This is a genomic window from Nocardia sp. NPDC060220, assembly GCF_042727815.1.
Taxonomy (GTDB): domain Bacteria; phylum Actinomycetota; class Actinomycetes; order Mycobacteriales; family Mycobacteriaceae; genus Nocardia.
Genome location: NZ_JBHWZY010000110.1, coordinates 1 through 11,912, shown reverse-complemented (window position 1 = coordinate 11,912; position 11,912 = coordinate 1). Strand labels below are relative to the sequence as shown.

The 11,912-nt window shown below is 70.0% G+C and carries 13 protein-coding genes; 2 read left to right on the top strand and 11 right to left on the bottom strand.

The features are described 5' to 3' along the window. The 8 genes from ACFWF3_RS08470 to ACFWF3_RS08435 all read right to left on the bottom strand — a co-directional run. Positions 1-702: DNA glycosylase AlkZ-like family protein (locus ACFWF3_RS08470; RefSeq protein WP_379313052.1), on the bottom strand; the 702-nt coding region annotated here is incomplete at its 3' end. Between the two features lie 40 nt (positions 703-742). After that, positions 743-1,768, bottom strand: coding sequence for a hypothetical protein (locus ACFWF3_RS08465; RefSeq protein ID WP_379313051.1), 1,026 nt, complete (start codon positions 1,766-1,768; stop codon positions 743-745). After that, on the bottom strand, positions 1,768-2,982 hold the full coding sequence (locus ACFWF3_RS08460) for a sensor histidine kinase (protein ID WP_379313050.1): 1,215 nt from the start codon (positions 2,980-2,982) through the stop codon (positions 1,768-1,770). Before ACFWF3_RS08460 ends, ACFWF3_RS08465 begins: the two co-directional genes overlap by 1 nt. Then, positions 2,979-3,668 carry a response regulator gene (locus ACFWF3_RS08455; protein ID WP_378626553.1) on the bottom strand — a complete coding sequence of 230 codons (690 nt, stop codon included), beginning with the start codon at positions 3,666-3,668 and terminating at the stop codon, positions 2,979-2,981. The genes ACFWF3_RS08460 and ACFWF3_RS08455 overlap by 4 nt, the downstream gene beginning before the upstream one ends. A 109-nt stretch (positions 3,669-3,777) precedes the next feature. After that, positions 3,778-4,230, bottom strand: coding sequence for a flavodoxin family protein (locus ACFWF3_RS08450; protein WP_378655351.1), 453 nt, complete (start codon positions 4,228-4,230; stop codon positions 3,778-3,780). Between the two features lie 7 nt (positions 4,231-4,237). Then, the gene (locus ACFWF3_RS08445; RefSeq protein ID WP_378655348.1) at positions 4,238-4,735 is read right to left on the bottom strand and encodes a hypothetical protein; all 498 of its coding nucleotides are present in this window, start codon (positions 4,733-4,735) and stop codon (positions 4,238-4,240) included. After that, positions 4,732-5,478, bottom strand: coding sequence for a 4-hydroxy-tetrahydrodipicolinate reductase (gene dapB / locus ACFWF3_RS08440; RefSeq protein ID WP_378761874.1), 747 nt, complete (start codon positions 5,476-5,478; stop codon positions 4,732-4,734). Before dapB ends, ACFWF3_RS08445 begins: the two co-directional genes overlap by 4 nt. A 98-nt stretch (positions 5,479-5,576) precedes the next feature. After that, positions 5,577-6,683 carry a zinc-binding dehydrogenase gene (locus ACFWF3_RS08435; RefSeq protein WP_379313049.1) on the bottom strand — a complete coding sequence of 369 codons (1,107 nt, stop codon included), beginning with the start codon at positions 6,681-6,683 and terminating at the stop codon, positions 5,577-5,579. A gap of 134 nt (positions 6,684-6,817) precedes the next feature. Between ACFWF3_RS08435 and ACFWF3_RS08430 the strand changes: the two genes are divergently transcribed. Continuing rightward, positions 6,818-7,213 (top strand): VOC family protein, encoded by a 396-nt coding sequence (locus ACFWF3_RS08430; RefSeq protein WP_379313054.1) that lies wholly within the window; start codon positions 6,818-6,820, stop codon positions 7,211-7,213. A 40-nt stretch (positions 7,214-7,253) separates the two neighbouring features. Here the strand turns inward: ACFWF3_RS08430 and ACFWF3_RS08425 are convergent, their stop codons facing one another. Next, the gene (locus tag ACFWF3_RS08425) at positions 7,254-8,474 is read right to left on the bottom strand and encodes an MFS transporter (protein ID WP_379313047.1); all 1,221 of its coding nucleotides are present in this window, start codon (positions 8,472-8,474) and stop codon (positions 7,254-7,256) included. A gap of 80 nt (positions 8,475-8,554) precedes the next feature. On the opposite strand from ACFWF3_RS08425, the gene ACFWF3_RS08420 reads away from it, so the two are divergent. After that, complete coding sequence (locus tag ACFWF3_RS08420) at positions 8,555-8,917, top strand: ArsR/SmtB family transcription factor (protein ID WP_378992362.1); 363 nt, start codon at positions 8,555-8,557, stop codon at positions 8,915-8,917. Positions 8,918-9,125: 208 nt separating this feature from the next. On the opposite strand, the gene ACFWF3_RS08415 is transcribed toward ACFWF3_RS08420, so the two are convergent. Then, the gene (locus ACFWF3_RS08415) at positions 9,126-10,454 is read right to left on the bottom strand and encodes a M16 family metallopeptidase (protein WP_379313053.1); all 1,329 of its coding nucleotides are present in this window, start codon (positions 10,452-10,454) and stop codon (positions 9,126-9,128) included. Between the two features lie 198 nt (positions 10,455-10,652). Beyond that, a partial coding sequence (locus ACFWF3_RS08410; RefSeq protein WP_379313046.1) for a thioesterase domain-containing protein occupies positions 10,653-11,912 on the bottom strand: 1,260 nt, incomplete at its 5' end.

The window sequence follows — 11,912 nt, the reverse complement described above, 5'->3', positions numbered from 1 at the left end:
GTCGGCCTCGGTGCCGATCCCGAGGGCCCGGCTGGACCGGCGGATCAGCTCGCGCGCGGCGTCGTCCTCGGCGATCTCCCGGTCGCGTACATCGGCCGGGACGACCCGTTCGGTGAGGTCGTAATGCCGGGTGAACCCGACCCGGCGGGCGGTGGACAGCTCACCGGCGGCGAAGAGCTGCTCGCAGATCATCTTCGTGTCGCTCAGGTTCCACCAGGTCCCCTTCGGCCGGGGCTTGTCCAGTTCCAGATGACGTTCGATCTCCCCGGCGCTCGCCGCGCCCACCTCGGTCACGACATCGAGAATGTCCTTGCCCAGCGTGGGATTTCGTTCGACGATCGTGCGCATCCCCGACCAGCGCCCGTGCCGGTACTCGCGCATCCGCCAGCGCATCAGCGGCCAGTCGGCGACCGGGATCAGCGCCGCCTCGTGCGCCCAGTACTCCACCAGCCCCCGTCGCGCCTTCGCGCTGTCGCTCCAGGCGGCGCCGTCGAGCAGGCCGCGATCGTAGGGGCCGATCCGGCTGAACACCGGCGCGTAGTGCGCGCGGACCACAGCCGAGACCGAATCTATTTGCAGCAGACGGGTTCTGGCGACCACATCGAGCACGGCCCGACGCTTCGGGTTGGTGGGCCTTCGCTTGCCGAAGCCCTGCGCGGCCAGCGCCGTTCGACGGGCCTGCGCCGCATTCATCCGCTGCATTCGCTCAGCCTGACACAGGGGTCCGACAGGTTTTCGGCGCTCAGGTGGAGACCCGGACCTCACCCGCGGTGTCGATCTCGGTCCGCCGATCCCCGCCCGGCGCGGCGGCCAGCACGGTCGCCACCCAGCGTCTGCCGACCGGCAGCACGCGCACGGTCACCGAGCCCGCTCCCGCCATGTCGAGTTCGTCGACCGCGGCCTCGATCACGTGGTGGCGCACCCATTCCGGGACCCCGAGAAAGCCGCCGTCGTCGAGCAGGGTGACCTCGACGCCGCGCGATCGCGCCCCCCGAGCGGCGGCGCTGAGCCGATCGGTGACCAGCTGCGGCGCCCGGAGACCGTCGCGCAGTTCGGCTTCGAGCAGCCTGCACTGTTCGCGTTCGGTGTCGGTGAGCTCGATCCCGGCGGCGATGCGGGCGAGCAGGGGCCCGGCCACCCGGTCGAGTGCTCCCAGCTGACGATCACGCTCGGCAGTGGCCGCGGCCAGCGCGGCCTCGGTCGCCGCGCGTCGATTGGCCTCGCTGCGCAGTTCCCGCAGCGAACGCTGGGTGGGCCGCACGATCGACATGAACACCGTCACCGCGCCGACAGTGGCGACCGGCGTCAGCGCGCGCACCACGGTTTCGGGGTGCCAACTCGTGAACACACCCATCGTCACCAGCACCGTCGCGGCGGCCGCCACGCCGAGCCAGGCCGACACGATCCGCCCGCGCAGCACCAGCATCGCCAGCAGATACGACGTCGGATAGGCGGTCCACAGCTGGTGGGCGAACCCCGACGAGCTCTCGAGCCACGGCACGGTGAGCGCCATCGCCGCAGGTCCGGCACACGCCACGTAGATCGTGGCGGGCCACGGCAGCGGGTCCACCGGGAACACCAGCACCACCAGCGCGGCCACGGCCATCAGCACCAGCGCGGCGGCCGCGGCCGCCGGCGGGGCGATATCGAAATTCACCCGCAGGTACATCACGATGGTGGCTTCGAAGATCACCACGAACAGCCACGCCGTACCGTCGCTGAGGCCGAACAGATCGCGCATCGCGAACGGCAGATCCCGATCGACCATCAGCTACCCCACACCAGCGTCACCACGGTTCCCGCGCCCGGCGCCGATTCCACGAACGCCGCGCCACCGGCGAGCGCCCGCATCCGGCCCAGGATGCTGCCCGCGATCCCCATCCGATCGGCCGACACCCGCGCCGGGTCGAACCCGGCGCCGTCATCGGACAGCACCACCCGGATGCCGCCGGTCGCGATGGTGACCGACACACCGCGCCGCACCGTCCGACCGGGGACGTCGGCATGACGCACGCTGTTGCGCACCGCCTCCGAGAGCGCGGCCCCCAGCACCTGCGCGGCCTCGATCGGCAGGCACAGATCGGCCGCGCGCCGCGAGGACACCTGCACCGGGACCTCGGATTCCACCTCGCGCACCGCCTCGCGCAGGAATTCGATCGCCGCGGCGGCGTCGAGGTGGTCGATCTCGGGCGCGGTCCGCGACAGCTCGAGCTGTTCGAGGGTGCGCGCGGCCTGGTTGCGCAGCACCGGCGAGGACTGCTGCGCCCGCGAGGCCTCCAGCAGCGTCGACAGCACCGCGTCGTGGATGAGCGCCGCGAAACGCGCGCCCTCGCGTTCTCTGGCCGAGGTCGCCGCGACCGCCGCCGCCCGGCTGCGCTGCCGGACCGCTTCCCGATCGACCCGTTCGGCGGCGGCACGCGCATACACCACACACCACAGGAACAGCGCGGCTACACCGAGCGCCCTGGTGATGTCGCCGAACAACGCCCCCATCGAACTGTCGGGCACCACAAGGGCATTCGACACACTGGTCGTCACCGCGAGCAGGGCTGCGAACGCGGCCGCACCACGTCGCGGCCACGCCAGACCCGCGGCCAGCACGCCGACAGCGAGCCCTCGATAAGGCCACGAGGCGAACGAACCGACGTGCACCACCGGATACACCAGCGGCGTCGCCACGGTGGCCGCGAGGTAACACACGGCGGCCGCGGCGGCGGTGCGCCGGATCGCCGCGGCGGTGCCGCGCGCCGACACGATCGCCAGTACACCGAACATCAGATACGCCGACACCAGATGCAGTTCCGGCCACACCGAATGATTGATCGGCTGCACCAGCACCGCGGGCAGTTCCAGCACCATCACGATCGTGGCGCCGGTCCCGATCACCAGCCCGAGCCTGCGCAGGATCTGTTCGGTCGCCGCGCGCGAGAAGTCGACATCGCCGACCGGTGCGGGCGCCGTCGCGACCGCGAGATCGGTCACGTGCGCTGCTGCCTTTCCGGCACGGGCAGCCATCCGTCCTCGACGGCCCGTTTGTACAGATCGGTCTTGGTGGGCGCGGGTCGGCCCGCGTCGGCGTACTTCTGCCGGATGCGGCCCAGGTAGTCGTTGACGGTCTGTTCCGACAGACCGGTCAGCCGGGCCACCCGCGAGGCCTTCTCCCCCGAGGCGTACAGCATCAGCACTTCCTCCTGACGCGGGCTGAGCCCGACGTCGGAGAGCTTCGGATCGCCGTCGATGGCGGCGGCCCAGTCGGTGGTCACCACCTGCTCCCCCGACGCGGCCCGGCGCACCGCCTCGACCACGGTCGCCACGCTCTCGGACTTGCGCAGCACCCCGAGCACGCCCGCTTTGGCGGCGGAGCGGACCAGGAAGGCGTTGTCGGCGCCGGTGAACACCAGCACCTCGATGTCGCGTTCGCGCAGCGCGGTGACATTGTCCTCGGGCGTCGAGCCGTCGGGCAGGCGCAGATCGAGGACGACGAGGTCGAGATCGGTGGTCTCGGCGAGCAGCCCGGCGACGGACTCCGCCACCGCCACCAGTTCCAGGTCGGGTTCGGGGCCGAGCATGGCCGCCAGTCCGATCGCCACGGACTCGTGGTCCTCCACCAGACCGACCCGCCGCACCGTGCGCGTCTGCGCCAACTCGCTCACCCGACCACTCCCCATCCTCGAACACCACCGCGGCCAGCCCGCAACACGTCGGTCGAGTTCTACCGCATCCCGAGCCCGCGTGTCAGCCCACCAAAATTCGGGGCGGACCCGCTGTCCCGATCAGCTATTCCATCAGACCAGCGGCGATGGTCGCGCCGAGTTCCCAGCATTTCTCCAGATCGGCCTTGCTCGGCGGTCCCGAGACCACGACCGCCTCGGCGGCGCGCTGCCAGCCCAGCCCGGTGGTGATCCGCTCCACGCTGCTCTCAGCACCTTCGGTGCCTTCGTTGCCGTGCAGGTAGAGGCCGTAGGGGCGCCCACCGGTCGAGTCGAGGCAGGGGTAGTAGATGGTGTCGAAGGCGTGTTTGAGCGCGCCGCTCATGTAGCCGAGATTGGCCGGGGTGCCGAGCAGGTAGCCGTCGGCGTCGAGCACATCGACGGCGGTCACCGCCAGCGCGGCCCGGCGCACCACCTCGACCCCCTCGATCTCGGGGTCGCTCGCCCCGGCGAGGACCGCTTCGAACATCGCCTGGGTGTGCGGCGACGGGGTGTGATGGATGATCAGCAACCGGGCCATGGGCTCGCTACTCTCCTGGGTCGCGTTCCAGTTTTTCCAGTGCCACCGCGCGGCGCATGGTGTCGCGGGCGCGGCCCCGGTCGCCGGCGTAGTCGTAGGCGCGGGCCAGCCGGTAGGAGGAGCGCCAGTTGTCCGGGTCGGCTTCCCACTCGGTCTTGATCTGCGCGAACAGGGCGTCGGCCGCGTCGCGTTCGATCCGGCCGGAGGGTCGGCGCGGCAGTTGCGAGGTGTCGACCTCCAGTCCTTCCTCGTGGATACGCCGGGCCAGCCGTTGATGCGCGAACGCCGCGCTCAAGGTCGCCCACAGGATCCAGAGACCGACGACGGGCAGCAGCAGCATGCCGATGCCGATCGCGATACCCGCGAACCCGCCGTCGGCGATGTAGGCGATGGCGAGCCCGCCGAGCCGGACGAAGTAGAACAGCAGCGCGATGACCAGGAACACCACGACCGCAACGGTTTTCAGGACCTGCCGATCGGGTCGCTGCGCGTCGGAGTCGCTCACAGATCCAGGAACGGGTCGAGCCCGACGGTCAGACCCGGCCGTCCGGCGATCTCGCGCACCCCGAGCAGCACGCCCGGGGCGAACGAGGACCGGTCGATGGAGTCGTGGCGAATGGTCAGGGTCTCGCCCTGGGTGCCGAACAGCACCTCCTGGTGGGCGACGAGCCCGGCCAGACGCACCGAATGCACTCGCACACCGTCGACATCGGCGCCGCGGGCACCCTCGAGTTCGGTGGTGGTGGCGTCGGGGCTGATCCCGACCCCGGCCTCGGCGCGGGCCGCGGCGATCACCGCGGCGGTGCGGTAGGCGGTGCCCGAGGGGGCGTCGGCCTTGTTCGGGTGGTGCAACTCGATGACCTCGACGGAGTCGAAGAACCGCGCCGCCTGCTCGGCGAATCGCATCGACAGCACGGCGCCGATGGCGAAGTTCGGCGCGATCAGCACGCCCACCTCGGGCCGCTGCGCCAGCTGCCCGCGTACCTCGGCGAGGCGGGCCTCGTCGAAGCCGGTGGTGCCGACGACGGCGTGGATGCCGTTCTCGATCAGGAACTTCAGGTTGCCCATCACCACATCGGGGTGGGTGAAATCGACGACCACCTGGGTGCCCGCCTCGGTGAACGTCTCGAGCGCGTCACCCTTGTCGACCTGCGCCACCAGCTCCAGATCGGGCGCCGCCTCCACCGCCGCGCAGATCGCCTGCCCGACCTTGCCGCGTGCTCCGAGCACTCCGACCCGAATGGTCACCGCATCTCCTCGTCCTCGACTCAGCTTGCTCGTCGAAGCCTATCGAGCAGCCCGTGGGGCCGCGGCGCCGACCTCACACCATCGGGCCGGCCGAGCCGTCAGTCGAAGACGATCACCTGTCGTAGCGCCGCGCCCGCCGCGAGATCGTCCATCGCCTGGTTCACCTGGTCGAGTCCGATGCGGGCCGAGACGAGCCGTTCCAGCGGCAGCTTGCCCTCGCGCCACCGCCGCACGTATTCGGGGATGTCACGGTCGGGAACAGCGGAGCCGAGGTAGCTGCCGATGATGGTGCGGCCCTGCGCCACCAGCGCCAGTGGCGAGATGGTGGCCGTGGCGGTCGGGGCGGGCAGGCCGACCGTCACGGTGACGCCACCGGGTGCTGTTGCGGTGACGGCGGTTTCGAACGCGCGGACGTTGCCCGCCGCTTCGATCACCACGTCGGCCTGCACGCCCTGCTCGGCGACCTCGCCCGGCGTGCAGGCCGCGGTCGCACCGAATTCGCGGGCGAGCGCCAGCTTTTCGGGAACCGTGTCGACGGCGATCACCTCGCCGAGACCGAGCGACACCGCGACGAGCACCGCCGCCATCCCGACACCGCCGAGCCCGACCACCATGATCCGGTCGCCCGCACCGGGTTTCGCGGCGTTGAGCAGTGCGCCGCCGCCGGTGAGCACCGCGCAGCCGAGCACCGCCGCCACCTCGGGCGGCACGTCGTGGTCGACCGGGACGACCGAGCGCCGGTCCACCACCGCGTGCGTGGCGAAGCCGGAGACGCCGAGATGGTGCTGCACCACCTCGCCGTTCCGGGTGAGCCGTCGACCGCCGCCGAGCAATTCGCCCGCGTTGTTGGCCACACTGCCCGGCCCGCACGGCGTGCGCCCGTTGCTCGCACAGCCCGCGCAGTCGCCGCAGCGCGGCAGGAACGTCATCACGACCCGCTGTCCAGGGGCCACATCGGTGACACCGGCGCCCACCGATTCGACGATGCCTGCGGCTTCGTGGCCGAGCAGCATGGGCACCGGGCGCACCCGATTGCCGTCCACCACAGACAGATCCGAATGGCACAGGCCGGCCGCTTCGATGCGCACCAGCAATTCGCCCCGACCCGGTTCGGCCAGTTCCAGGTCACACACCGTGATGGGCTGCGAATCGGCGAACGGCGCCGGATCGGCGATCCGTTCCAGAACGGCTCCACGAATCTTCATGCTCGCGACGCTACCGCGAGTGCCCTTTACAGGTTCCGGGATCTGTCGCTAACCTCGATCTCGGTGATGGTGCTCCTGTCGGCCGCCTCGTACCGTGCCCAGGGTCGGCGCCATCACGAACAAGGAGAAATCCCCTGTCAGTGCAGTTCAATCACACCATTGTCGGATGCCGCGATAATCGGGAGACCGCCGAGTTCTGGGCGGACATCCTCGGGTTGGACGTAGGAAAAGAGTGGGGGCCGTTCATTCCGATCGCCCTCGATCACGGTGCGGCCTTCGATTTCGCCGAGGTCCCGCCCTTCGTTTCCGAGATCCAGCCGCAGCACTACGCGTTCCTGGTCAGCGAGGCCGAGTTCGACGCGGCCTACGCCAAGATCCAGCGCTACAAGCTGGACCATTGGGCCGACCCCCAGCAACACGGGGTCAACGAGATCAATCACAACGATGGTGGTCGCGGTGTCTATTTCCTCGACCCCAACGGCCACTTCCTGGAACTGATCACCGTTCCGTACGGCGGTTGGCCCGAATAGTCGTTCAGGCCGGTCCCCACTGGGACCGGCCTGTTTGCGATTACCCGAGCTTCGCGGCCGCGCGGGTCCCGCGCAGACCCAGCAGCGCGGCGCCGACACACGCCACCGAGACGCCCACGATGAACCAGGGGAATACCGTCGTGAGTCCCCAGGTCGTCGCGGCCCAGCCCGCCGCCAGGGTCGGCAAGGCCATCGCCGAATAGGCCAGCAGGTAGAAGGCCGACATGGTCTCGCCACGGCGATGCGGCGGAACGACCTCGGACAGGTGCCGCAGCGACCCACCGAAACCGAGACCGAAGGTGCCGCCGAGCACCAGACCGGCGAGGACCACTACCGCGGGCTCTTTCGTGGCCAGCGCCGGAATAGTGGCGAGTAGTGCGGCCGCCATGCCGAGGTCACCGATCATCGCGGCGCGACGGGCCGGCACACGGGTGGCCAGCAACTGCGCCAACGCGCCCGCCAGCGCGGTGCTCGCGACGACGACACCACCGAACACCAGATTGTGCACGCCGGTTTCGGCCGCGGCCAGCGACGGATACAGCGACAGCAGGACACCCAGCACCGACCAGGCGGCCATCACGCCGATCGCGGAGAACCAGAAGTCGGACCTGATCTCGTGCGGGACGGACGGTTTCGCGATGGTGATGCGTGCCTTCACCCGGGTGGTGTGCGGTTCACGAAGGGCGAGAATGCCGGCCCCCGCGGCCACACAGATGACGGTGATCACCACATACGGCGTGCGCAACGGCGACGGCGCGTACTGCGCGAGCACCGCGGTGCCGAGCACCGCGATCGCGATGCCGACGTTGAACGCGACGCCGCTGAGCTGCCCGGACCGAGCACCACGCTCGGGCCGCAGATCCAGCAGCGCCGCCGCGCCCGCGACGACGGTGGCGCCGACGGCCGCCCCGTGTAATGCCCTGGCCAGCAACAACATCGGCACCGAATCGGCGAGCAGGAAGACGCCCAGCCCGAGGATCATGGTGGCGAAGGCGCCGATCATCACCGGCTTGCGGCCGACCACATCGGAGATCCGGCCGGAGACCAGCACCGCGCCGAGCGCCGCGAAGGCATAGACGGCGAAGACCAGGGTCGTGGTCAGCGGGGACAGATGCCACTCGGTCTCGTAGATCCCGTAGAGCGGAGCGGGCGCCCCGGAAACCCCGAGCGCCACCGCGCTCGCGGCCAGGACGAGCCCGTACGCCCAGCGCTGCCCGGCCTCGACCGGCGCCATCGTTGTCGCTGCCACAGCAGCCCCCATCAGCAGAGTTTGATAACCATCGAACGATGATCAGGCTACGCCGAGTATGATGACTATCAAACCCCCGAGTGAGGTAACTCATGACACAGGCTAAAGATCTCACCCCGGCGCCGACCATACCCGTCGCCGCGCTCCCCACCGTCCTCGGCGCCCTTCACGACCCCGTCCGCCTGGAGATGGTCCGTCGCCTGAGCAATGCCGCCGCCCCCGTCCGCTGCGCGGCGCTCTACGACGCGATCAACAAATCCACCGCGACCCACCACTTCAAGATCCTGCGCGAAGCGGGCCTGATCGAACGGCTCACCATCGACGGCCAGACCTTCCAGGAACTGCGCACCGACGCCGTAGAGCACGCGCTGCCCGGCCTGCTCCCCTCGATCGTCGACGCCGCCAACCGCGTGGATGCGGATGCCACACACCGCGACGAGCAGTCCTTGCGCTGATCGCCCGACCGGCCCTACGTGTTTCCAGCGTTCCGCGGCTGTCGCCACCGCGCCGCCCGGCAGTGACGGCGTACCGGCCAGAGCCCGACTCGGACAGATGGCCGCAGGCGACCGGGGTGCTTCCACCCGGGGTGGCGCGACACCGCTCACCACCGATCATCGGCACCACCGTTCACGCGCGGCCCGGATGACCCCGGTGCCGAATTGCTCAGCGCTCGACGAGCTTTCGGACCGAGGCGGGCAGATCGCGGGTGCGCTGATACGGGCCCGACACCGCCGCACCGTAGGGGCGGGCGAGCAAGGTGCGGGCGATCTCGCTGACCTCGTCGGTGGTGACGGCGTCGATGCGAGCCAGGGTCGCCGAGACGCTGCGATGGTTGCCGTAGCTGAGTTCGCTGCGGCCGATGCGGTTCATCCGGGAGGCCGAGTCCTCGAGGCCCAAGACCAGCCCGCCGCGCAAAGAGCCCTTGGCCCTGGCGCATTCGGCATCGGTGACGCCGTTGGCGGCGACCTCGTCGAGCACGCCACGTGCCAATGTCGCGACCTGGCCGAGGTTTTCGGGCTGGCAGCCGAGCGAGACCGAGAACGCGCCGGTGTCGGCGAAGGTGTCGACGCTCGAGTACACCGAGTACGCCAGGCCGCGTTCTTCCCGGATGCGCTGGAACAGGCGCGAACTCAGGCCGCCGCCGACGATGGTGTTGAGGATCGACAGTGGCCAGCGCTGTTGGCCTTCGTGCCTGCCGAACGCCCGCACCCCGAAGGCGAGGTGGGTCTGTTCACTGTCGCGGTTGATCCTGATCAGGCCGGGTGCGCCCTGCGCGCGGAACTTCCCTTCGCGGCGCGGCGCGGGCTCGGCGGTGGTGTCCAGGTGTGGTCCGAACGCGCGGTGCACCAGTTCCACCACGCGTTCGTGCTCCACGTTGCCCGCCACCGCGACGACCATGCGATCGGGCCGGTAGCGGCGCTGATGGAAGCCGCGCAGCTGGGCAGCCTGCATGTTCTCGATGGATTCGACGCTGCCGATCACCGGGCGCCCGATCGGGTGGTCGCCGAACATGGCGGTGAGGAAGGAGTCGGCGACCAGGTCTTCGGGGTCGTCGTCGCGCATCGCGATCTCTTCCAGGACCACCTGGCGCTCCACGTCGACGTCGATCGCGCGGCACAGACCGTTGAGCACCACATCGGAGACGAGGTCCACGGCGAGCGGCAGGTCCTCGTCGATGACGTGGGCGTAGTAGCAGGTCTGTTCCTTGGCGGTGAACGCGTTGAGCTCGCCGCCGACCGCGTCCATGGATTGCGCGATGTCGAGGGCGGTGCGTGTGGGCGTCGCCTTGAACAGCAGGTGTTCGAGGAAGTGCGCGGCGCCGGCCACGGTGGGGCCCTCGTCGCGCGAACCGACGCCTACCCACACTCCGATGGAGGCCGAGCGCACGCCGGGCACGTGCTCGGTGACCACACGAAGGCCACCGGGCAGCACGGTGCGGCGCACTCCCCCGGTGGAGACATCGTCAGCGGATTCGGTATTCGACTCGGTCAACTTCGGTTTCGTCACCCGATCCTCGATAACAGTGTCTTCGTCGGACTCGGTCTGCGACTCGATGTGCTCGGACCTCGTCACCCGATCCCACCGGACGGCTGTGCTGGCATGGTTCCTCAAACTCTCGAACGGGACCTGGCGACGTGCGCGTAATGCCTCATTGTGCAGGCCGCAGGCACGACGGCCGGCTCCGCGATTCTATGCGCCCATCGCCCCCGCCCGCGCATCGGCCCTCGTCGCCGGGTCCTCTCCGGCGAGCCCGCGCGTCTCGGATCCGCTCCCGTCGAGGACATCCGCGATCCGGGCCAGCGCCGCTTCGCCCGCCATCGCCCAGTGCGTGGCGGGGATGGCGTGCCGGTGGACCGTGCCGTCGACGGCGGTGGCCCAACTCGCCGCGCCACGCGATCCGCTGGGATCGTCGACGGTGGCGGCGAAGTAGACGAGGTCGCCGTCGAAGCGACGTGGCCGGTATTCGTCGACCATCCGCATCGAGGCCGTGGCGGCGTCGATGATGCGGGCGATGCGGTCGCGATCGAGTGCCACCAGTGGTCCGCCGATGCCCGCGGCCGCGGCGGCGAGACCGTCGGTGTCGAACGCGAGATCGTCACCGGCGAGCCCGCCGAGCAGGTCGCCGACGGTGGGCATCGCAGTCTGTTGCGGTCCGTCGCCGAGCCAGCTGTCCATCATGGCCAGCTGTGCCACCTGTTCGCCGTCGGCTTGCAGGCCGGTGGCGACGGCGTGGGCCAGCAGCCCGCCCAGCGACCAGCCGAGCAGGTGGTACGGCCCTTCCGGCTGCACCTCGCGGATGGCGGCGATGTAGCGGCGCGCCCAGTCCTCGATCGTGGCGGGCAGCGGTTCGTCGGCGGTGAGGGCAGGCGACTGCAACCCGTAGATCGGGCGCTGCGGGTCGAGGTGACGGGTCAGTCCGGCGAACGACCAGGACACACCGCCGACGGGGTGGATGCAGAACAGCGGCGCGCCGGTGCCGCCGGCGCGCAGCGGGAGCAGGACCGCGAACGCGTCATCGCTCGAATCATCTTCGGCGCGTAGCCGTTCCACGACGACCGCCGGCGTGGGGTCGGTGAAGAACCACGCCACCGGCACCGGGCTGCCCAGTGCTTCGCTCAGTCGAGACGACAGCTGGACCGCGGTGAGGGAGTTGCCGCCGAGGTCGAAGAAGTTGTCGTCCATGCCGATGCGGTCCAGTCCGAGTACCCGGGCGAAGGCGCCTGCGACGAGCTGCTCGGTCTCGGTGATCGGCGCCCGATAGGTCGCCTGGCGGATCTCCGGGCGCGGCAGTGCGCCACGGTCGAGTTTGCCGGAGGTGTTGACCGGCAACGCGTCCAGCTCGAGGACCACGGCGGGCACCAGGTAGCCGGGTAGTTCGGTGGCCAGCGCCGCCCGCAGCACGGCCGCATCGAATACCGAACCAGCGTGTGTCACAGTGCCGTCGACCTG